The organism is Haloferula helveola (assembly GCF_037076345.1).
GTDB classification, from domain to species: Bacteria; Verrucomicrobiota; Verrucomicrobiia; order Verrucomicrobiales; family Akkermansiaceae; genus Haloferula; species Haloferula helveola.
In genome coordinates, this window is sequence record NZ_AP024702.1 from 3,392,031 (window position 1) to 3,414,217 (window position 22,187).

16 protein-coding genes, 1 tRNA gene and 1 other RNA gene are annotated in these 22,187 nt (G+C 63.8%); 12 read left to right on the forward strand and 6 right to left on the reverse strand.

The window, feature by feature from the left end:
• The first annotated feature begins 7 nt into the window (after positions 1 to 7).
• The 3 genes from HAHE_RS12735 to HAHE_RS12745 all read left to right on the forward strand — a co-directional run bounded on the left by HAHE_RS12735 (position 8) and on the right by HAHE_RS12745 (position 2,642).
• Complete coding sequence (locus HAHE_RS12735) at positions 8 to 541, forward strand: DUF456 domain-containing protein (RefSeq protein ID WP_338684969.1); 534 nt, start codon at positions 8 to 10, stop codon at positions 539 to 541.
• Between the two features lie 245 nt (positions 542 to 786).
• Positions 787 to 1,211: RNase P RNA component class A (gene rnpB, locus HAHE_RS12740), an RNA gene on the forward strand.
• A gap of 96 nt (positions 1,212 to 1,307) precedes the next feature.
• Complete coding sequence (locus tag HAHE_RS12745; RefSeq protein WP_338684970.1) at positions 1,308 to 2,642, forward strand: arylsulfatase; 1,335 nt, start codon at positions 1,308 to 1,310, stop codon at positions 2,640 to 2,642.
• A 165-nt stretch (positions 2,643 to 2,807) separates the two neighbouring features.
• On the opposite strand, the gene HAHE_RS12750 is transcribed toward HAHE_RS12745, so the two are convergent.
• Positions 2,808 to 4,208 carry a sulfatase gene (locus HAHE_RS12750; RefSeq protein WP_338684971.1) on the reverse strand — a complete coding sequence of 467 codons (1,401 nt, stop codon included), beginning with the start codon at positions 4,206 to 4,208 and terminating at the stop codon, positions 2,808 to 2,810.
• Between the two features lie 91 nt (positions 4,209 to 4,299).
• Between HAHE_RS12750 and HAHE_RS12755 the strand changes: the two genes are divergently transcribed.
• Positions 4,300 to 6,975, forward strand: a complete 2,676-nt coding sequence (locus HAHE_RS12755) for an endonuclease/exonuclease/phosphatase family protein (RefSeq protein WP_338684972.1) — start codon at positions 4,300 to 4,302, stop codon at positions 6,973 to 6,975.
• Here the strand turns inward: HAHE_RS12755 and HAHE_RS12760 are convergent, their stop codons facing one another.
• Positions 6,976 to 7,731 (reverse strand): hypothetical protein, encoded by a 756-nt coding sequence (locus HAHE_RS12760; RefSeq protein WP_338684973.1) that lies wholly within the window; start codon positions 7,729 to 7,731, stop codon positions 6,976 to 6,978.
• A 248-nt stretch (positions 7,732 to 7,979) separates the two neighbouring features.
• Here HAHE_RS12760 and HAHE_RS12765 point away from each other — a divergent pair, with 248 nt between their 5' ends.
• From HAHE_RS12765 to HAHE_RS12775, 3 genes are all read left to right on the forward strand, one after another.
• On the forward strand, positions 7,980 to 10,136 hold the full coding sequence (locus HAHE_RS12765) for an alkaline phosphatase D family protein (RefSeq protein WP_338684975.1): 2,157 nt from the start codon (positions 7,980 to 7,982) through the stop codon (positions 10,134 to 10,136).
• Positions 10,136 to 10,813 (forward strand): hypothetical protein, encoded by a 678-nt coding sequence (locus HAHE_RS12770; protein ID WP_338684976.1) that lies wholly within the window; start codon positions 10,136 to 10,138, stop codon positions 10,811 to 10,813. Before HAHE_RS12765 ends, HAHE_RS12770 begins: the two co-directional genes overlap by 1 nt.
• Positions 10,814 to 11,040: 227 nt before the next feature.
• Positions 11,041 to 13,422, forward strand: a complete 2,382-nt coding sequence (locus HAHE_RS12775) for a hypothetical protein (protein WP_338684977.1) — start codon at positions 11,041 to 11,043, stop codon at positions 13,420 to 13,422.
• A gap of 196 nt (positions 13,423 to 13,618) precedes the next feature.
• Here HAHE_RS12775 and groL read toward each other — a convergent pair whose 3' ends face one another.
• The 3 genes from groL to dnaK all read right to left on the reverse strand — a co-directional run bounded on the left by groL (position 13,619) and on the right by dnaK (position 17,593).
• Complete coding sequence (gene groL / locus HAHE_RS12780; RefSeq protein WP_338684978.1) at positions 13,619 to 15,256, reverse strand: chaperonin GroEL; 1,638 nt, start codon at positions 15,254 to 15,256, stop codon at positions 13,619 to 13,621.
• Between the two features lie 37 nt (positions 15,257 to 15,293).
• Complete coding sequence (locus tag HAHE_RS12785) at positions 15,294 to 15,584, reverse strand: co-chaperone GroES (protein ID WP_338684979.1); 291 nt, start codon at positions 15,582 to 15,584, stop codon at positions 15,294 to 15,296.
• Positions 15,585 to 15,655: 71 nt separating this feature from the next.
• Positions 15,656 to 17,593 carry a molecular chaperone DnaK gene (dnaK, locus tag HAHE_RS12790; RefSeq protein WP_338684980.1) on the reverse strand — a complete coding sequence of 646 codons (1,938 nt, stop codon included), beginning with the start codon at positions 17,591 to 17,593 and terminating at the stop codon, positions 15,656 to 15,658.
• 324 nt (positions 17,594 to 17,917) lie between these two features.
• Here dnaK and HAHE_RS12795 point away from each other — a divergent pair.
• From HAHE_RS12795 to HAHE_RS12815, 5 genes are all read left to right on the forward strand, one after another.
• A tRNA-Ser gene (locus HAHE_RS12795) sits at positions 17,918 to 18,007 on the forward strand.
• Between the two features lie 288 nt (positions 18,008 to 18,295).
• Positions 18,296 to 19,084: a hypothetical protein gene (locus tag HAHE_RS12800; protein ID WP_338684981.1), complete on the forward strand. Its 789-nt coding sequence runs from the start codon at positions 18,296 to 18,298 to the stop codon at positions 19,082 to 19,084.
• 79 nt (positions 19,085 to 19,163) lie between these two features.
• Complete coding sequence (locus HAHE_RS12805) at positions 19,164 to 19,673, forward strand: sigma-70 family RNA polymerase sigma factor (protein WP_338684982.1); 510 nt, start codon at positions 19,164 to 19,166, stop codon at positions 19,671 to 19,673.
• Positions 19,670 to 20,107, forward strand: coding sequence for a hypothetical protein (locus tag HAHE_RS12810; RefSeq protein WP_338684983.1), 438 nt, complete (start codon positions 19,670 to 19,672; stop codon positions 20,105 to 20,107). Before HAHE_RS12805 ends, HAHE_RS12810 begins: the two co-directional genes overlap by 4 nt.
• A gap of 30 nt (positions 20,108 to 20,137) precedes the next feature.
• Entirely contained in the window at positions 20,138 to 21,013 is an 876-nt protein-coding gene (locus HAHE_RS12815) for a PDZ domain-containing protein (protein ID WP_338684984.1), read from the forward strand.
• 103 nt (positions 21,014 to 21,116) lie between these two features.
• Here HAHE_RS12815 and HAHE_RS12820 read toward each other — a convergent pair whose 3' ends face one another.
• Positions 21,117 to 22,160, reverse strand: coding sequence for a substrate-binding domain-containing protein (locus tag HAHE_RS12820; protein ID WP_338684985.1), 1,044 nt, complete (start codon positions 22,158 to 22,160; stop codon positions 21,117 to 21,119).
• Between the last annotated feature and the right edge of the window lie 27 nt (positions 22,161 to 22,187).

The following is a 22,187-nucleotide window of genomic DNA, read 5'->3' on the forward strand; positions in this document are numbered from 1 at the left end:
TCGGCGCATGTGGGACGCGATCGTCGGCTGGGAAGGATGGAGCGGAATCGGCGCTGTCGGGGGCTGGACCGTGACGGTCTGCCTGTTGCTGGTCGGTCTCGCCGGGTGCTTCATCCCGGTGATCCCGGGGCATTTGTTCATCCTGATCGCCTCGATCTTCCACTACTTCGCCTTCCGTCCGGACTCCGGGGTGGAATGGTGGACCTTCGTGGTTCTCGTGGCGCTTCTGGCGGCGTCCCAAGCCTTCGAATTCATCAGCGGGGCGGCCGGCTCCCGATGGTTCGGAGGAACGAAGTGGGGTGCGGCCGGGGCGATGGTCGGCGGGATCGTCGGGATGTTTTTCATGCCCTTCGGATTGATTCTGGGGCCGTTGCTCGGCGCCTACGCCTTCGAGGCGCTTTTCGCGAAGCAGGAGACCGCGCCGGCGGTCGTGTCCGGGGTCGGCTCGGCGGTCGGCACGCTGGCTTCGCTGGTGGTGAAGCTGATCGTCGGGCTGGCGATGATCGCTTGGTTCTTTTTCGACGTGTTCTTCGTCGGGTAGCGCTGCCCGCTTGGAGCGCCGGTTTTGAAACCGGCTCTTTCGGCGTGGTCTGCAGGTTCGTTGAGTCGCATCGAAAACGGCCGACCTTCAGGAGTTTGTAGTTCCGCCTTCAGGCGGTCTTCCCCAACCGCCCCAACCGCCTAAAGGCGGAACTACGAACCCTTGGTGCGGACTCCTGGGGGTTCTTGAATCCCGCTTGGAACTTGGTCCTTGGAACTTGGCCCTTCCGGAGCGAAGCTCCGCCCGCCGCTCCCCGGGCGATCGCGGTTCCGTTTCGGCGGGATCGAGGAAAGTCCGGACACCACAGGGCAGCGCGCCTCGTGAAAACGGGGGACGGACGTTTCAAAGCGGCCGGACGGAAAGTGCAGCAGAAAGCAAACCGCCTGCTTGAACCGAGATGCGATGGGCCTGCCCGCCGTAGCCTCGGCGAAGGCGGGTAAGGGTGAAAGGGTGGGGTAAGAGCCCACCGCGCCGAAGGCAACGACGGTGGCACGGCAAACCCCGCGCGGTGCAAGACAGAACAGGGGAAGGGTCGCCCGCCCGTCGAATCCCCGGGTAATAGTCGCAGCCTCGCAAGGGGCTCCCGCTTCGGCGGGGAGACAAATGATCGTCCACTCCGGCGGATAGGCCCCGGAGGTGACAGAATCCGGCTTACAGGGGAGCGGCCCGCACCCTTTCCGGCTAACGGCTGCCGGCGACGGCGCATTGTCTGACGGGCAACGCAGCAATACATGCGGCTACAGCGACGTAGCCTTGCGGCCGATTCATGATGATGAGAACCCTACTGATTTCCCTGTTGGCGCTGTGCGCGTCGCTCGACGCCCGCCCGACCAACCTCGTGTTCATCATGATCGATGATGCCGGGGTCGGTGACTTCGGTTGCTACGGCGGCGAGCACATCCCGACTCCGAACGTCGACCGGATGGCGGCGGAAGGCATGCGCTTTACCAATGACTACTCGGGCAGCGCGGTGTGCGCGCCGACCCGCTGCGTGCTGATGACCGGCAAGCACCCGGGCCACGGTGTCCGTCGCGCGAACCAGAGCCTCAAGGGTCTGCTTCCCTTGCCCGATTCGGATTTCACCGTGGCCGAGTCGCTGAAAGAGGCGGGCTACGCGACCGGCGGCTTCGGCAAGTGGGGGCTCGGCAATCCCGGGACGCCGGGCGTTCCTGAGAAGCAGGGCTTTGACCTGTTCTACGGTTACTACGACCAGGTCCACGCCCACGACTACTACCCCGACCACCTGATACGGAACTCGGAGAAGGTGCCGCTGCCGGGCAACACGGGAGGCAAGCAGGAGACCTACACCCACACGCTGATCGCCGAGGAGACCTTCAAATTCATCCGCGAGCACAAGGACGAGCCGTTCTTCGTTTACGCCTGCTGGACGCCGCCGCATGGCAAGTACGTGATCCCCGATGCGTCCGCATTCGACAAGAAGCCGTGGACGCAGATGGTGAAGAACTACGCCGCGATGGTCGCGCTGATGGACCACGACACCGGCCGCTTGCTCGACCTGCTCAAGGAGCTCGGCATCGAAAAGGACACGCTGGTGATCTTCACGTCCGACAACGGACCGAACCCGCCCTTCGTCAAGCCGCTCGACAGCGCCGGCGGGTTGCGCGGCGTGAAGCGCGACCTTCACGAGGGCGGCATCCGCGCACCCTTCGTCGCGTGGTGGCCGGGAACGGTGAAGGCCGGCAGCGAGTCGGACCTGCTTTGCGGCCACCTCGACTGGTTCGCGACCTGCGCCGAAATCGCAGGATCAAAGCCACCGGAGCTCAAGGATGGGATCTCGTTGCTGCCGGAACTCACCGGCAAGGGCGAGCTGAGCAAACGGGAGGCGATGTACTGGGAGATCTATGAAGGCCCTGGCCCATTCCAGCAGGCGGTGCGGATGGGTGACTGGAAGGGCTACCGTCAGGGAACCAAGGACACGCTCACGCTCTTCGACCTCTCGAAGGACCCGGCCGAGAAGGACGACGTGGCGTCCGAGCACCCCGACGTGGTGAAGCGCATCGAGGCGATCATGAAACGCGAGCACGTTCCGTCGCCGAACTACAAGGCGCTCGAGGGTCCGAAGCGCCGGAAGAAGAAGTGAACGCGCGCAGGGAGCGGTCCGATGGGTGAACCGCAAAGGCGCCAAGGCGCCAAGGGAGATTCATTTTGGAACATGCGTCGGTCCGGCCTTTGCGCCTTTGCGGCTTTGCGGTTCAAAATCTCCCCGGCACTGACAGTTTGGTTACCGGGATTCCCGGGACACGCATCAGGGCTTCATGCGCGCCTTGATCGTGGCGCGCATCTCCTTGACGACATCCGGGTGCTTTTCGGCGAGGTTCTTCGTCTCGCTGCCGTCGGCCTGGTGGTCGTAGAGTTCGGAGTGGCCATTCTTGTGCGCGATCAGCCGGTAGCGGTCGTTGCGAAGGGTGGAGGCGCCGCCGTGATAGGACAACGCGGCTTCTCCTTCTGCCGCGGGATCCTTGATCAGTGGCATCAGACTGCGGCTGTCGAGGCCTTCGGGCGCTTCAAGGCCGGTGAGGTCACAGAGCGTGGCGAAGATGTCGACGGTCTCGACGACACCGCTCGCCTTCTTGCCCGGCTGCGGGATGTCCGGGTAGCGGATGATGAGCGGTGAACGGAGCGATTCCTCGAACAGCGCGTGCTTGCCCCAGATCGCATGTTCGCCGAGGTGCCAGCCGTGATCGCCCCAGAGCAGCACGATCGTGTTGTCGAGCTCGCCGGTCGCCTCGAGCGCGGCCATCAGGCGTCCGACCTGGGCGTCGGCGTAGCTGACACATGCGGCGTAGTGCCGACGGACCTCGGTGGCGAAATCGTTGTCCTTCCGCGGGTCCTTGCCCCAGCGGTTGTATTTCATGAACTCACCCGAGCCGTGCCACGTCGTCTTGCCCTCGGGCTTCTCCGGGTGGAGAATGGGCGGGAGTTCGGTGTCCTTGTAGAGGTCGAGATACTTCTTCGGAGCGCCGAAGGGCAGGTGCGGACGGATGATGCCGACGGCGAGGAAGAAGGGCCTGTCGTCCTCGGCCAGCGTCTTGAGTTCGCCCAGAGCCGTGTTGGTGATCAGCCCGTCCGGGTAGATCTCGTCGCCGCCCTCCTCGGCTTGGTAAAGGTCCATGTCTCCCGCCTTCACCCGGATCTCACCATGGGCGAGGCCGTGCATGATGCCCCGCGGATGCTTCCACGGGCCGGTCGGCTGCAGGTGCCGGCTCCACGCCCCGGGCATCTCGTGCTTCGTGTCGTCGTCCCAGTCGCTGCCACCGCGACCGCCAGGGTGGTGGCTGACCTTTCCGACCGAGACGGTTTGGTAGCCATGATCGAGAAGGAACCGGGGAAGCGAAGGATGAACGGGCGGGTCTTCCAGCTTTCCGGCCCTTGCGAAAAGAGCGCCGTTGCCGCCGTTCTTGCGGTCGTAGCGTCCGGTCAGGAGCGTGTAGCGCGACGCCCCACAGGTCGGGGCCTGGACGTAGTGGCGCTCGAAAAGCCGGCCCGCTTCCGCGAGTTTGTCGATGTTCGGCGAGTGGATGTAGTCGACGCCGTAGCACGCGAGTTCGGGCCGCAGGTCATCGACGCAGATCAGCAGGACGTTCGGGCGGTCGGCGGCGCGGGCGACCGACAGGGCGAGGGTGGTGAGGAAGAGCAGGCGGCGCATGGTGTTGTGGGGCAGGGCTACGCTGGGAACGTCACGGGGGTTTCACGATCCCGGGAATCGACGGCGGCCCGTTTCGTGCTAGGGGTGCGGTATGCTTCGGCGGTTGCCTTTCCTGATTCTCCTGACGACCGCCCTCCACGCCGTCGAGTTGCGGGTCGCGACCTTCAACATCGAGACCCATCGGAACGCCTCCGGATGGCCGGACTACGCGCTGGATGAACCGGGAACCGTCGATTTCGACTCGGTGGCCGCGATCCTGCAGCGGATCGATGCCGATGTGGTGGCCTTGCAAGAGGTTCACACGTCCGACATCAACGAGGGCGATGTGGACGCCTTGGGCGCCGTGTTGGGCCTGACCCACATCCACCCGGGGTCGAATACCGGCAATTTCGATTCCAGCCTGCGCGTCGTGATCCTCTCGCGTTATCCGTTCATCTCGACCGACTCGGTGCTGTCGCCGTCCGGCGCGAAGGAGATCGCCCGCCATTGTCCGGCGGTGCTGGTCGATGTCCCGGGCACCACGGCCGACCCGTTGGTCATCTCGACCCACCTGAAGTCCGGAACGGCGTCGTCCGACCGCTTCCGCAGGAGCATCGAGATGCGGCGGCTGGCCGAGTACCTTGCCGGGTTCTCCCTGGCCCCGGGTGGAAACTTCATCGTCCTCGGCGATTTCAACCCGTCCGGCAACAACACGACCTTCAACTCGCTGCCTTCGGGCCTGCCGACCACCTACAGTCTCGGGTCGGACGTTTCGCTGCCTGTCAGCTACTCGACCGACATGGTGTCGTATTTCACCACTCCGGTTCCGACGCGACTCGATCCGCGCCAACTCGATGGCGACGACGCGACTTTCCAGTCCGGTTCGACCCTCGACCTGTTCCTCGTTTCGCCGGGGCTCGCCGGACGTCCCTTCGGCACCGAGATCTACAATTCGATCCTCGACGTCTCAAACTCCGAGGGACTGCCGAAGACCGGATCGCCCTTGGCGGCGTCGACCAGCTCGGATGCTTCCGACCACTACGCCTTATTCGCGGACTTCGAGCTCGATCAGGAGGCCTTCGATCTCGGGCTGGCGATCTCGACACCCACCATCTCCGAGTCGGACTCCGGGAGCGCCGCGATTCTTACCGTGACCCTCGCGGAACCCGCGGTGGTGCCGGTCACGGTTACGTTCGTATCGAACGACAGCGCCGCCGAGCCGGTTTTGCCGAGCGTCGAGATTCCTGTCGGCGGCACCGGAGCATCGACGCCCGTTTCGACCTCGCGCAACTTCCTGATCGACGGCACCCGCACGGTTACCTTCACGGCGTCGGCCAGCGGCTACGCTTCGGCCGATGTCGTGGCACAGCTGCTCGACGCCGATTCCGGCTACGCCTTCGCCCAGGCGGGGGAAACGTTGCTCGAAGACTTCGACGGCTTCGGGGGTGACCACGATCCGGCTCCCTGGGTGACGGATGCACCGTCTTGGCAGGGGGTCGATGACGGCGGCTCGGCGACGCCGGGCGGGCGTGCCTACGGCAGTGCCGGCGAGAATGCGCCCGGGGTGCTTAGTGAGGGGGCATCGGTGGTGATGGAAACCACCGTGACGAACGGCGCATCGGAGCCCCTTACGATACTGGACTTGTCGTACGATGCCGAGCAGTGGCGTTCGGCGCCGGGTGGTGCGGAAGACTCGATTGAAGTCGAACTGATCCTTGGCGGTGTCGCCTATCCCGTTCCGGAACTCGGGTTTGTCGCGCGGACCGATCTGCCCGAAGGCGCGGTTGCGGGGGGGAATCCGGAGACGAAGTCGGTGCGGATCGAAGGGCTTTCTGTTCCTGCCGGCGGAACTTTCGGCCTGCGCTTCCGCCATGTGCCGGGAGAGGGATCCGCGCCGCTTCCGGAAGACGTGTTCATCAACGAGTTCCACTACGACAACGATAGTACCGATCAGGGGGAGTTCGTCGAAGTGGTGGTGGGTCCGGGGTTTGTCGGAGATCTGGCAACGGTCGAACTGCAGCTCTACAACGGCTCCAACGGGCTTGCGGATGGTGCGGCCCACGGTCTCGACACCTTCTTGCTTGGCGATACGACGCCATCGGGGCACCGGGTTTTCTCCAAGGAGATCGCGGGCATCCAGAACGGTTCTCCCGACGGAATGGCGCTGGTCATCGGCGGCACCGTGGCCGAATTCATCTCCTACGAAGGCGCATTCACAGCGGCGAACGGGCCGGCGTCGGGGCTGGATTCGGTGGACGTCGGAGTTTCGCAGCCGTCGAACAATCCGGTCGATGAGCGTGCGATCGGACGGACCGGAACAGGAACCTCGCCCGGCGATTTCGAGTGGGTCCGCTTCGATGCGGGGGTCTTTCACAGCCCGGGATCGCTCAACGACGGTCAGACCATCGTTTCGCCGGGTGTTCCGTCGCAGGGGTTGGCGGTCGACAACGTCTCGCTGACCTTCGTCGAGGACTCGGACGGAGACGGGATCGCGGACGACTTCGACCCGGATGACGACAACGACGGATCGCCGGACGAGGAAGAGCTGGCCTTCGGCACCGATCCGCTGGACCCGGGATCGAAGTTCTCGGTCGAGGTCGGCAACGGCCCGGGTGGTCCGGAACTGCTCTTCCCCGGGGCGGAGGGTGTCGTCTACACCATTGAGTGGTGCGACGATCTCACGAGCTGGGACCAGTCGGCAACCGTCGAAGGCACGGGCGGGCCGATCTCCTTTCCGCTGCCGTCCGGTGACCCCCGGCTGTTCGCCCGGGTCCGAGCGGGCGAGTGATCAGGCCGTTTCGAGAAACACGTCCTCGTTGTCGAGCGTGCCGCGATACTCGCGGCGGTAGACATGCTTGTCGGCGATGATGAGCTGCTTTGACTTCTCCGGCTTGGTGAAAGCCGACGCCTGATTCGCGCTTTCCTGCCATCGGGTGAGGGCGAAGAGGCCGGTGCGGTTCACCTGGCAGTAGAGCTGGTGGTCGAACTCCTCCTTCTCGTGCACCTCGCCGTCGTGGATGTGGACGGTGGGGAAGAACAGCTTGTCCGGGTGGCGGGTCGGGAAGGTGAAGGCCATCGGGTGCGCTTCGTTCTCGCCCTTCTTCAGTTTGAAGACCGCGAACCCATAATCGGCATAGACGGGGATCTTGTCCCATGTCGCCTTCGGAATGCTGAAGCGCTTGTCGAGCCGGTCGAAGTCGGCGGCGGTCGGAACGAAGGAGGCTTCGAAGCTGCCGACATTCTCGACCTTGAGGGTCCCGGCCTCGGGTGCGGCGTCCACGGACAAGGCGAAGTTCTTCTTGCTCCGCGGATAAGGGAAACCGTCGCGGAGGTCGCCGAAGAAGCTCTTGTATTCCTTCAGGTTGATGAATTTCAGCGCGTCTTCCCCGGTGCCCGGCGGGACCGGAAGCGGGAGGATCATGGCGACGTCCTCATCCGAACCGAAGTTCATCTGGTAGGCCAACGCCTGCCGCGAGGGCTCCGACATGCGGGCGAAAATCCGGGTCGAGTTCACGTAGCGGACATTGATGCTGAAACAACACATGACCCGACCCTGCGCGAGGTCGCGTCGCGATGCCAGCAGGAATGAAGCGGAGGTAGGGGACCAGGATGGATAAGATTGATGGAGGTCTTGGAGAGTCCCCATGCGGGGCTGTCCGAAGTTGTTCGTCCGAGCCTTTCTCGAATCAAAACTCCAGAATCCCATCCATCCCATCCATCCTGGTCCCGATTCCTGATGATCGTGTCGCGATTCGCGCTAACGCAACGGCCCGGATTCTGTATTGAATCGCCATGATGAAAGCCCTCCCCCTCGCGCTGGCCCTTTTGCTGCCTTCTCTCCAAGCCGCCGAATTCAAGTCGAATTGGTCCGGCACCCGTCCTTGGGTCGGCCCGGAATACTGGGGGAATCCGCTCTACGACTGGGAAACGAAGGACGGTGCCGTCGTGGCCCATGCCGCCAAGGATCGGCTTCTCCACCTTCTCACCCATCAGGTCGGTAACGCGGAGACGGGCTTCTCGGCGGAGGTTGAGGTCGATTTGGCGCCACCGGACAAGGTCTCGAATCCGACCGCGGTTTGGGCCGGGCTGGCAGTGGGCGTGCGTGGGATGATGGACGATCCCCGGCATGTCGCGGTCGGCGCGAAGGAGTGGATCGAGGCGGGGATCCGGGCGGACGGACGGTTGATCCTCGGCAAGGAGGCGGTTTCCGACAAACCGCTCGGCGGCAAGGGTCCTGTCCGTCTCGAGCTTCGCTACGCATCGGGAGAGCTCTCGCTCCAAGGCACACGCGGTGAGCGGACGGCGAACGTTTCTCTCAAGTGCGAAGCTGCGGAACTGAAGGGCAACCTCTGCCTCGCCGCGATGTCGCCGCGCAGGGCGGAGGACAAGCGGGGTCCGATCCTTGCGCGCTTCCGTGACTGGAAGGTCGGAGGAGACGGGGTGGTCGAGACCGGTGTCGAACCCTTCGGTCCGATCCTGTGGACGCAGTATACGCGGCAGGGATCGACTGTGAAACTGCAGGCGCAGATGGGGCCGGTGGGGAAGAATGATTCGCAGGAAGCGGTTCTGGAGCTCAAGGAAGGCGGCAAGTGGAAGGAGGCGGCGAAGGCATCCATCGATGGTCTCTCGCGCACCGCTCTGTTCCGCGTCGAAGTCCCGAAGGGACCGGCCGACTACCGCGTGACCTACCCATGGGCCGGTGGCGTTTCGGAGTGGTCGGGAAGGATTATCGAAGATCCTGCGAGGCAGGGCGGGGAGTTCCGAGTCGGGGTCTTCTCCTGCGACCACGGCTACGCCTTCCCGCTGCCCACGATGACCCGCAACGTCGCGGTGCAGGATCCCCACCTGATGTTCTTCGCCGGCGACCAGATCTACGAGGGATATGGTGGATTCGGCGTCGTGCGTGCTCCGGTGGAGAAGGCGGCGCTCGATTACCTTCGGAAGTACTACCAGTTCGGCTGGACCTGGCGTGAGCTTCTGAAGGACCGGCCGAGTGTGATTCTCCCGGACGATCACGACGTGTTCCAAGGGAACCTGTGGGGTGCCGGCGGTGGCCATGTGAAACGGATTGATGAAGGCGGCTACATCATGGCGCCGGCATGGGTGAAGGCGGTCGAGCGCACCCAGACCGGGCACCTGCCGGATCCGGTCGATCCGGCGCCGATCAAGGGCGGCATCGGTGTGTATTTCACCGAGATGACCTGGGGCGGGGTGCCGATCGCGATCCTCGAGGACCGCAAATGGAAGTCAGGTCCGCTCAGCGTGCTGCCGAAGAACCGGATGCAGCTGAAGCCGGAGGAGGTCGATGTTCCGGGCGCGAGCATGCTCGGCGAACGGCAGGAGAAGTTCCTCGGCGAGTGGTCGACGAAGACGGAGGCGGAACCCGTGCGCCTGGTTCTTTCGCAGACGATCTTCTGCAAGGGTCACACCCACACCGGTCCGGAGTTGAAGAAGAACCGCTTCGATTGGGACAGCAACGGCTGGCCGCAATCGGGCCGGCGTCGGGCGCTCGAACCGCTGAAGGGTGACAACACGCTGATGCTTCACGGCGACCAGCATCTCGGTCTGCTGGTGCGGCAAGGGGTCGATGACTGGGGTGACGGTCCGTGGGCGATGATGGTGCCGGGGACTTCGAACGGCTGGCCTCGTGCGTGGTGGCCCGAGAGTGGAAGCATCACCGGCGACTTTACCGATCCCTTCGGCAACAAGTTCAGCGTGCTCGCCGCGGCCAATCCGGAGAAGGGCAGCAACCGGCTGAATCCGCGAGCCACCGATCCGCCGGAGAAGGTCGCGCAGCTGAAGGGCTCGGGGCACGGCATCGTGAAGATCGCACCGGACCGCAAGTCGGCGGTGATCGAGATGTGGCGGTATGCCTTCGATGCGAAGTCCCCGAAGCCGGGCGATCAGTTCGAAGGCTTTCCCCAAATCCTCCACTTCGGCAAGGAGTGATGAAATCGCTCAAGGACCAAGTCATCGAGGCGCTTGATGAGGGCGGCGAGGAGGGGTTGGAGCACTTTCTGGCCGGATTGCAGCGGGATGCAGATTTCATCCAGCTCTGCTCCGAGTTGATGATGCATCTTTATTGGGAGAAGAAGGACCTCGGAGGGGCGCTCAAGGTCGGCAGGGCGGCGCTCGATACCTACGTCCGCATGCTTGAATCGAAGGAGGGGACTCCGGAGGAGGTTCACCATCAGGCGAAAGCGATTTGCTACAACATCGCGTCGTTTGCGTGGCCTGGTTGGGACGAGCCGGGGATCGAGATCGATGCCGACGCCTTGGAGGCGGGCTTGCGGGCCGCCGAGCGGAATCTGGAGTTGGCCCGGAGTCTGGAACGTGGAGCGCTTGCCGAGTCGCGGGCCCATTGGATGCTCGGCGGACAGCTCATCGCGCACGGCGAGCACGCCAAGGCCCGGGCGCACTTTGATTCGGCGAGCGAGCGCGCGGCCGAGTCCGGAAAGCCGGACGAAGCATTGCTCGCGGTCGGTTTCGGCCAACTGGCGCAGATGCTGGAAGCGGGAGCGGACTCGTCCGACGAGTTGGAACGAACGCTCTCGCAACTCTCGGCGATGGAAGGGGGCGACGGCTTTGCCGACCAGATCCGGGTGGCCCGCACCTACTTCACGTAGCGGGCGGCCGGATCCGTGAACCCGAGTCATGACCCGTGTTGCCTGCGATGGACCCCGAGCTTCAGCTCGCGCCGTCGGTCCGGCAGCTCGAGTGCCGGGGCGAGCTGAAGCTCGCGGTCCACTCCAATCCAACGCCCGTCAAGCTGGGCGGCGCCCGATGGTGCGGCGTTGGGGTCGAGCCCTTCCGACTCGCCTCGCCGAGCCGGTTCGCCTATCGATCGAGCCCAATGATGAGAATCCATGTTCTAGCGCTTTTCTTGGTATGCGCCGTTCCAGCATCGGCGGTCGAGGTTTCCCAGTCCGGCAACAAGGTCCTGATCGGCAACGAATCTTTCCGACTCGGCTACGATCTCAAGTCGGGCGCGATCTCCGGAGAAGACCTCAAGGCAGGGCTCACGGTGTTCTCGAGCGGGCAGTTCACCGTCGATGAAATGGGCTGGAAACAGCCGGAAGGAGCAACCCGCGAGTGGAGCGCCACTTCGATCGAGGACGAGTTCGGGAAAGGCCGTCGACTGACGGTCACCGAGACGCCCAACGCCGGCTACCGGCCGATCAAGTCGCTGCATGTTCGGGTGTACGACGGGCTCCCGTATGCCGTCCTCGGGTTTTCGGTGACCAATCCTCACAAGATCCCCGCCCGGATCGCGCGGGTCGGCATTCTGGAGAAGGCGAAGTTCCTGCCGGGCAAGAAGATGGAAGACCCGAAAGTGCTGCGTGGAGGGGCCGGGGCCGAACCGAACCGGGTCGAAAGCGGTCTCGCCATCGAGGCTCACAACAACATTCTCGCCACCGGGAAAGTCGACGGGAAGCGCTTGTCGGTCGTGGTCGGCGGGCTCGGCTACCGGGACTTCCTACGGTTCATCCAGTTCGACGGGCAGAAGAACCAGCTCACGGTGACCATCGAGGATCCGCAGGGGAAAACGGTTGAGCCGGGCGCGACCTTCGACTCGGCCGACACGGTGTTCCTCGACTTCACGACGGCCGACCCGTTCGAGTCGCTCGAGCGTTACGGGCTCGCAATGCGGGTGGCGAATGACGCCAAGCCCAATGCCTACGATTTTCCGACGCTTTGCGGCTGGCTGGTGTCGAGCGGTCACTACGGCGAGGGCAAGCCGATCAACAACTCGAAGGATCTCGTCGGCCAGATGGATCTCGCTAAGGAATCGGGCATCCTGAAATACACGCCGGTCGCGATCCGGCTTGAGCCGGACTACTACTGCAACCGTAATTACGGCGATACCCAGCAGGGGTGGTGGGATGACGAGCACTGGGCGAAATACGGCTCGCTGACGCCGCCCTTCGAGACCTTCGGCAAGTTTTGCGGCAAGCTCCACGAAATGGGCGGCATCCCGTTCACCTACATCCAGAGCAACATGCCGTCGAACGACTTCGCGGCGGCCCATCCCGAATGGATGCTCAACAACGACATCTCACGGCTGCACGCCGAGCACCGGCACCACATGCCGTTCGTGAAGTATGATTTCACCGACCCCGGTTTCCAGGAACACACGCTGGCGATGTGGACGCGGCTCGGGAAAGACGGCTTGGAGGGCATCAAGTTCGACTACCCGGAGTCCGCGTGGTGCAAGGACGGCGGTTTCGAGGACACGTCATACTCGACGACCAACGCCTACCGGAAGGTGTTCGAACTGTGCCGGGCGGGCCTCGGTCCGGATGCCTACATCCACGAGCGGAACCTGGGCGAATACGGGACGCCGCGGCTGGATGTGACGGCGGGGATCGTCGATTTGCAGCGGGTGTGGGGCGACTCGTCGCACTTCGAGCCGGAGATGGCGTCACGCATGGGGCTCCGCTGGTACAAGAACCGCAGCGTGTTCGGCTATTACCCGGACGGCAAGTCGTTCAAGGGGATGGATACGGACGCGCGGCGGACGATGCTGAGCGTGGTAGGACTGATTTCGGGGCGGCTTGAGCTCGGCACTTCCTTCGGCCGGATGACGCCCGAGGAACAGCATGACCTCACGAGACTGTTCCCGGTGCTACGGGGAACGCAGTCGTTCCGTCCGGTGGACATGCTGCTGCCCGACCGGAAGGATCCGTCGGTTTACTGCTACCGGGTTGATCCGGACTGGTCGCAGGTGATCCTGTGCAACAACTCGGAGCAACCGATGAAGCTGCGCGTGCCGCTATCGGGAGACCAGTCGGATACCGGATCGCTCGGTCACGATCCGGATGCGAGCTACTACGTCTATGACTTCTGGAACGACGAGTTTGTCGGCGAAGTCGGTGGAGGTCAGGCGATCGAGCGGGCTTTGAAGCCGGCGCAGACGCTGACGTATTCCGTTCATCGGAGGGTGGACCACCCGCAGTTCCTTTCGACGAACCGCCACATCCTGCAGGGCATGCTGGATCTGCGGGACGTGAAGTGGGATGCCGCCACACGGACTTACTCCGGCGTCGCGAGTGTGGTCGGTGGTGAGCCGTTCGTGATCACGATGGCGGGCAATGGAATGGTTCCGGCGGAGGCGAAGTCGTCGGCGGGAACGGCAACAGTCGCCGTTGGGGATGACGGGCTCGCACGTCTGACCTTGGATGCCGGGGAGGGTGGCGAGGTGGCGTGGTCGATTACTTGGGAGGCGGGGAGATAGGAATTTGGAGTGCGGTGGCAGAGCGAGTCTCCGAGTGGCGACACCGCTTTTCGAGCCACGTGAACCGAACGCTGTTCCAAAGCGGTGTCGCCGCCCCTCCCGGGGCTCTGCCACCGCACTCCAAAAAAAAAGCCGGACGGTTTCCCGTCCGGCTTTTGGAATCGTTGGACGGCACCTGGAAGGTGCCGCTCCTTGGTTACATCATGCCGCCCATGCCGTGGTCGTGGCCGTGGGCGCCAGCCGGCTCTTCCTTCTCGGGAAGGTCGGTGACGACGCACTCGGTGGTGAGCAGGAGGCCGGCGATCGACGCGGCGTTCTGCAGGGCCGAGCGGGTGACCTTGGTCGGGTCGACGACGCCGGAAGCGATGAGGTCTTCGTAGGTGTCGGTGGCGACGTTGTAGCCTTCGGCACCGTTCTTGACCTTCTCGACGATCAGCGCGCCTTCGCGGCCGGCGTTGGCGGCGAGCTGGCGAAGCGGAGCTTCGACGGCCTTGGCCACGATGCCCATGCCGGTCTTCTCGTCGGCGTTCGAAGCCACCGAGCAACCGTCACCTTGCATGCACAGGGTGAGGGCGCGGATGAGGGCCGTGCCACCGCCGGGGACGATGCCTTCCTCAACCGCCGCACGGGTGGCGTGGAGGGCGTCTTCGACGCGGGCCTTCTTCTCCTTCATCTCGGTTTCGGTGGCGGCACCGACGTTGATCACGGCCACACCGCCGGCGAGCTTGGCAAGGCGCTCCTGGAGCTTCTCGCGGTCGTAGTCGCTGGTGGTGTCATCGATCTGGCGGCGGATCTGGTTGACCCGGCCGGTGATGGCGTCGGACGTGCCGGCGCCTTCGACGATCGTGGTGTCTTCCTTCGAGATCGTGATGCGCTTGGCTTCACCGAGGTCCTCGAGGCCGACGGAATCGAGCTTGATGCCGAGGTCTTCGGTGATGACCTTGCCGCCGGTGAGGATCGCGATGTCCTCGAGCATGGCCTTGCGGCGGTCGCCGAAGCCCGGAGCCTTGACAGCTGCGATGTTGAGGATGCCGCGGAGCTTGTTGACCACGAGGGTCGCGAGCGCCTCGCCTTCCACGTCCTCGGCGATGACGAGGAGCGGACGGCTGGTCTTGGCGACCTTCTCGAGCAGCGGAAGCATGTCCTTCAGGTTCGAGATCTTCTTCTCGTGGATGAGGATGTAGGCGTTCTCGAGGTTCGCTTCCATCGACTCGGCGTCGGTCACGAAGTACGGCGAGAGGTAACCCTTGTCGAACTGCATGCCTTCCACCACGTCGAGGGTGGTTTCGATGCCCTTGGCTTCCTCGACGGTGATCGTGCCGTCCTTGCCGACCTTGTCCATCGCCTCGGCGATGATGTTGCCGATGGTGGTGTCCCAGTTGGCGGAGACGGTGGCGACCTGCGCGATTTCCTTGGTGTCGGAGACTTCCTTCGAGATCGCCTTGAGTTGGGCGACGATCTGCTCGGTGGCCTTCATGATGCCGCGCTGCAGGCTGATCGGGTTGGCACCGGCGGTCACGTTGCGCAGGCCTTCCTTGTAGATGGCTTCGGCAAGCACGGTCGCTGTGGTGGTGCCGTCACCGGCGATGTCCGAGGTCTTGCTCGAGACTTCGCGGATGAGCTGGGCGCCCATGTTCTCGTAGGGATCCTCGAGCTCGATTTCCTTGGCGACCGAGACACCGTCCTTGGTGATGGTCGGGGAACCGAACTTCTTGTCGAGGATCACGTTGCGTCCTGCCGGACCGAGGGTGGCCTTGACGGCCTTGGCGAGCTTCTCCACGCCGCGCAGGAGCGCGTGGCGGGCGTTTTCGTCGAATTGGAGTTGTTTGGCCATATGCTTAGAGATGGTTGATGGTGGATTGGGGATGGATTCAGGAAACGATGCCGAGGATGTCGGACTCGGAGAGGATCAGCAGATCCTGACCGTCGACCTTCACGTCGGTGCCGCCGTACTTGGAGATGAGCACCTTGTCGCCGACCTTGACGGTGAACTCGATGGTCTTGCCATCTTCGTCCTTGCCGCCCGTGCCGAGCGAAATGACTTCGGCTTCCTGGGGTTTCTCCTTGGCGGTGTCGGGAAGGACGATGCCGCCGGCGGAGACCTCATCAGCATCGAGACGCTTGACGAGGACGCGTTGACCGAGTGGTTGGATGTTGGCCATGTGTTTTGTCTTTGGTTTGTTGGTTGTTGGTTGAGTAGCCGCTCCGGGATGGGGGGAGCGGAAAGGGTTCATCATTTGTCGACCACCTCGGCGTCGACGACCTTGCCCTTGGCGGGCTTCGGTTCGGACGACTCCGCGGTTTCGCCGTCAGGTGTTGAGGCTTCGGACTCGGGCATCGGACCCGCACCACCGGCAGCCTGCTGGGCGGCCTGAGCGGCGTTGTAGAGGTCCTGAAGGGCGCTCTCGAGCGTGCTGGTGGCGGTCTTGATCTTGTCGAGATCGTCGTCCTTCAGCGCGTCCTTGAGGGCGTCGACCTTGGCTTGGATGCCCGACTTGATTTCTTCCGGCGCTTCGGCGGGAAGCTCGGCGATCTGCTTCTCGACCTGGAAGACGAGATGCTCGGCCTTGTTCTTGGTGTCGACCGCCTCGACGCGCTTCTTGTCCTCGTCGGCGTGCGCTTCGGCTTCCTTCTTGGCCTTGTCGATTTCGTCTTCGGAAAGGCCCGAGGACCCTTGGATCGAGATCTTCTGCTCCTTGCCGGACTGCTTGTCCTTGGCGGAGACATGGAGGATGCCGTTGGCGTCGATATCGAAGGTGACCTCGATCTGCGGCTCGCCGCGGCGGGCGGCGGAGATGCCGTCCAGGCGGAAGTTGCCGAGCAGTTTGTTGTCGCCGAACATCGGGCGCTCGCCTTGGCAGATGCGGATGTCGACGGCCGGCTGGTTGTCCGACGCGGTCGAGAAGATCTGCGACTTCTTGGCCGGAATGGTCGTGTTGCGCTCGATCATCGGCGTGGCGCGCGAGCCTTCCGTTTCGATCGAGAGGGTCAGCGGGGTAACGTCGAGCAGGAGCACGTCCTTGACGTCGCCCTGCAGCACGCCGCCCTGGATCGAGGCGCCGATGGCGACCACTTCGTCCGGGTTCACGCCACGGTGCGGCTCCTTGCCGGCGAGATCCTTGGCGGTATCGATCACCTTCGGCATGCGGGTCATGCCGCCGACGAGCACCAGCTCATCGATGTCGGAGGTGCTGACACCGGCTTCCTTCATGCAGTCGGTGACCGGCTTCTTGGTGCGCTCGAACAGGCTGTCGGTGAGTTGCTCGAGCTTCGAGCGGCTCAGGGAGAGCTGGATGTGCTTCGGACCGGTTTGGTCGGCCGTGATGAACGGCAGGTTGATGTCGTAGCTCTGCGAAGAGGACAGCGCGATCTTGGCCTTCTCGGCTTCCTCCTTGATCCGCTGCAGCGCGTCGGGCTGGCCGGAGAGGTCGATGCCTTGGTCGCTCTTGAATTCGTCGACGATCCACTTGATGAGCGCGTTGTCCCAGTCGTCACCACCGAGCTGCGTGTCACCGTCGGTAGCGAGCACTTCGAAGACACCGTCGCCGATCTCCAGCACGGAGATGTCGAAGGTGCCGCCGCCGAGGTCATAGACCGCGATCTTCTCGTCGCTCTTCTTGTCGAGACCGTAGGCGAGTGCGGCCGCGGTCGGCTCGTTGATGATGCGCTTCACCTCGAGGCCGGCGATTTCACCGGCGGCCTTGGTGGCGTTCCGCTGCGAGTCGTTGAAGTAGGCCGGGACCGTGATCACCGCGGAGGTGATCGTTTCGCCGAGCTTGGCTTCGGCGTCGGACTTCAGCTTGCCGAGCACCATCGCGGCGATTTCCTGCGGCGAGTAGGTTTTCGCTTCGCCCGCGACTTCCACTTCGATGTGGGCGTCGCCATTCGACGCCTCGACGATCTTGTAGGGCATCGCCTTATCGGCTTCCGAGAGTTCCGAGAACTTGCGGCCGATCAGGCGCTTGGCGGAGAAAATCGTGTTCTTGGGGTTGGTGACGGCCTGGCGTTTGGCCGCCTGGCCGACGAGCCGCTCACCGGACTTGGTGAATGCGACCACGGAAGGCGTCGTGCGCGCGCCTTCGGAGTTCTCAAGCACCACCGGCTCGCCGCCTTCCATGACGGCCATGCACGAGTTGGTGGTGCCGAGGTCGATACCGAGAATCTTGGACATGGGTAATTCGTGTTTCAGGTTGGATGGTTGGGCCCGCCACGCGGGCACGAGTTGATGCCGAATGTTTCGCATACCCCATGCCACCGGGTTTCGAGTCGCCGCAACTGACTGACTGGCAGCGGGAAACAGGATGAGGGAGAGGGTGGGGGTCCGCTGAATGCACCCAATTTAGGGACAGAGTGTCGCACCCGGACATGACAGCCTGTCGCGCTGTGTCCGGGTGTCGCGTCCCGGTGGCTCAAGCGCCCCGTCCTGCTGGCATCCGGCGTCCTGAGATTCGTGTTGCCAAGCCTGCGGGTGCTTCCTAGGTTCCGCGCTCCCAAAGGGCAGGTGCCAGAGTGGTCGAATGGGCTCGCCTGGAAAGCGTGTGTGCTGGAAACAGTACCGAGGGTTCGAATCCCTCCCTGTCCGCCATCAGCCCCAGTCCAACTCGTTTGGACTGGGGCTGATGGCGTTTGGGATGGGCTGAGAAGCTTGGTGAGCTCCAGCGAACCGGGTTTGAATTCGGAAAGTCGGCCATGCCGACGGCGTCCCTCCGGTGCGTGGCACGCACCCAAACTGGAATGGCCGGAGCGGAGCGCAGGCAATCCCTCCGTGTCGGCCAGAGTGGATGGTTGAGCGGTCTGCCGATCCAGTAGTTGAGATCGATTTCAGAATCTGCACATCGATCCGGCCGGGCGTGCCGCCTTTAGGACTGAAGGCATGAAACTCACCAACCGCTCGCTGTCCAAAACGGGAACCATCACCGGAAGCCAACACTCCGGGAAAAGATTGGCTCGAATCCTCGGGGCTACGGTCCTGCTATCGCTCCTGGTTCCGGGCCTCTCCGCGCGCACCTTCCATGACTCCAAGGGGCGCGCCATCGATGCCGAACTGGTGTCACATGCCGGCGAAGCGTCCGACGAGGTGGTCATCCAGGTCAAAGGCCGCAAGCACACCGTCCCCGTGTCGAGGTTCTCCGAGAACGATCAGGCGTTCATCCGCCGCTGGATGAAGGAAACGCCGGCCGCGGTGTCATTCCCTTATCACGACTACGAGATCTCCGCCAAGAAGGTGAAGGGAGACGGCGGGAACTACGTCTTCCAGATCGAGGTCGAGAACCAGGCGGACAATCCGGTCGAGGGCATCACGATCAAGTATCTGGTTTTCGCCCGCAACAGCATGGACAAGACCGTCTCGCGGGAGGGGAGCGTCGAAGTTCCCCAGTCGCTCAAGTCCGGCGCGACCGCCAAGCTGAGCACGGAGGAGTTTGATCCCGACCAGATGGTGGTGAAGCAAGACGGTGGAATCTCGGTTTCCTCGTCATCATCGAGCGGGCAGCGCAGGCGATCTGGCCGCTCGACCTTGCTCGGAGTGTTGGTGCGGGTCTGTGATTCGACCGGCAGTGTCGTCGCCGATTGGCGATCTCCCGGAAACAACTTCACCGAGACCTGGCCGGGCGAGGATGCGGGTGGCGCTCCTGATAAAGAGCGGGTCACGATCGAAGAGTAGTCGGCCGGTTCAATGGTCCGCAGATCGATTCCGGTGGCCGCGCCGCTTCCCACTGAGAGACCGAAGTGATGAACCATTCGTGAACGTTCCTCCCGAGAAACCGCCGTCTGATCCTGATTGGCAGGCCTGGCTCGACCAACACGGCGCCGTGTTCTTTCTCTACGCCCGCCAGCAGACCCGCTCGGAATCGGATGCCAAGGATGTGTTTCAGGACGTGCTCGTCGAAACCTGGGTCAAGGCCCGGGGCACGATTCCGGACAAGGCGGTGGTTCTGGCCACCATCCGGCGCCGCTCGATCGATCTGGGACGCAGCATCGACCGTCGGGTGCGCAGGGAGCAAACCGTGGCGACGCCCGAGGGCTCGTGGTTCGTGCCCGATTTCGATGCGAATGACACCCGCCGCCATTTGGTTGAATCGATCCAGCAACTGCCCGATGACCTGCGTGAGGTTTTGATCCTTCGAATGTGGGGTGATCTCAGTTTTCCAGCCATCGCAAGTCTCACGGATGTTCCCGTGCCCACCGCCACCTCCCGATACCGCTACGCCCTCGATCACCTGCGCAGAACCCTTGTAGAACTCCAGCCATGAACGACAGGCAACTTGAAGAACAGATCCGCAGCCTGGTCCCTGCTCCTTTGCCTTCCGACCTTGCCGCGCGGATGACCGAGCCGCCGCAACCCGTCACGTCGGCGCGGTTGCGATTCCTTCGTCGCGGCGTGCCGGCCGTGCTTTCCACCCTCGCCGCCGCGGCCTGCGTCGTCCTGGTCTGGCGTCATGCCACCGGGCCCGCCGCAGCGCCGGACGATTCCGCCCCGCAGCCGGTCGTCACCGTGCACATGGAGGATTCAAGGCTGTTGGAGACCCGGACCCTGGAGGTTCTCGAACACGACGGCGGCATGTGGGAGATCGCCGAACAGGAATGGCAGGACAGCGACACCTTGCTCTGCTCGAATTCACCGATCCAGATGCGGATGGCCACCACCCGGCGCGAACTCGTCTGCCGGCCCGTTCATTTCGATTAATCCAACACCACACCTAACCTAACAAGAATCATGAAACACACGATTTCCATCCTGGGCGTCCTCGCTTTCGGGCTGTTTGCGATTCCGTGCATGGCGGCGGAGAACGCCACTGCCGAAGCCACTGCCGAGGCAAACGCGGAAGCATCCGGCAATCAGTCGACGAGCGTGAAGAAGTCGGTGACCGTCACCTCGAACGGCAACCAAACGATTAAGAAGACCATCATCGAGCGCAACGGTCGCGAGGAGGTGATCACGGAAATCACCGACGCCAATGGCAAGGTCACCACCCGCAGGGAGGGCGGTGATCCGGATGGTGACAAGGCGGACGAGGACGCCGGAGACGGGCCTGCTTACCTGGGTGTACGCGTCACCGAGGCTTCCGGCGTGTTGCGCGACCAGATCGGATTGGCGGAGGACGAGGGCGTCGTGGTGGAACTGGTCGCCGCTGACAGCCCTGCCGAGAAGGGCGACATCCGCGCTAACGACATCCTGCTCGAACTTGATGGGGCAAGGCTCTCGGACGCGGAGGATCTGCGCGCCGAGTTGCGGCGTCACCAGCCTGGCCAGACCGTGACCGTGGAGTACCTGCGCCGCGGCGAACGCAAGACGACCGACGTGACGCTCGAAGCCCGCCCGGCGCAGGATGACCAAGGCGGCGCGCGACAACTGCCGCCCGGTGCCGCGGAGATGTTGAGGGACGCCCGTGCGAGGATGAACGGAAATCAGGGGCCGGTCGACGTCCACGTCGAGGTCAACGGCAATGCGAATGGTGGCAATGGCGGCAATGGCGCCGCCGCCCTCGACGCGATCCTCAAGGACCCGAACCTGCCCGAGGAATTCAAGAAGACCGTGCGCGACATGCAGAAGCGCATGAACGGTGCCGGGCAAGACGGAGAGGCGGACTAGCGGGTGACTCCGCTTGCTGCGAAAGGCACTCACTGACCGGGAAACTTCAGGTGCAGGAGCCCTCTAACGGAGCAGCGTAAAGTCCATTCCTCCCTGTCCGGCATCACCGCGGTGCCGGTCCCACGGTGCCGCCGTCGACGAACTTCGCTTGGGGCAGGATTTTCCGCTTGTCGGGTTTTCCTTGGGCGACGTTGTCGGCCCAGCGGATCGCGCGCCGGATGAGGGGTGCGATGTCCCAGCCGACATGGGCGACCGTGGGTTGGTTCCACTCGAAAAGCGGATCGGGATCGGCGCAGATGAGCGAGACGTCCTGCGGAGCGTGAATTCCGTGGCGACTCAGGTGCTGCTGGGCTGTCGCGAATGGAAGGACGCCGTCGATCAGCAAGGCCGTCGGCGGGGTCGCGGCAAAAAGGCGATCCAAAGTCTGCCTGACACCATCCGGTGAGCCATCCCAGCCGGGGACGTTGTAAGGCCCGGTCGCGATGCCGGCTTTGGCGAGTTCATCGAGAATGGCACCTGCGAGCAGTCCCGGCTCCTCATGGCTCGCGGGAGAGTCCGAGAGAAGCACGATGCGTTGGTGGCCCAACTCAAGCAGGCGGCGGGTGAGCTGGCGAAAGGCCAATGCCTTCGCGGGACCGCCTCCCGCCACCGGCAGCCGGAGCATGCCGCCGAAAATGGCGAACACGGGGATCGTCCGCTCCGCGAACCACGACAGGACTTCCCGAGATCCTGCCAGAACGATCCATGCGTCGGTCTCGCTTTTCTTTACGACAGGGGCCAGACGCTCCGGATCGAAGCTCAGCTCGCTGAGCGTCCGCTTGGCGAAATGGGGCGCATGCCCGGCTTCCAGCAGCCGGTGCCGGAGGTCGATCATGAAGGGCAGATCCTTGTCTTGGGGATCGTAGAGCATGATTCCCACCCGCAGTCGGATCTTGGCTCTCGAGTCTTCCGGAAGTCGGATCAGCCGGCGGCGGCCCACCCCCTGTGGAATCAGAAACCCCTGCTTCTCCAGCGCGCGAAGTGCGGCGTCAACGGTGGCCCGATGGACCCCCAGCTCGGCCGCCAGCGTGTGGACGCCCGGCATCGATCCGCTGAGCCGGCCCTCCGTGATTTCCCGACGCAGGTGACGCGCGACCTGGATCGGCACGGAAGAGGGTCGGAAGGGGAGCACGGC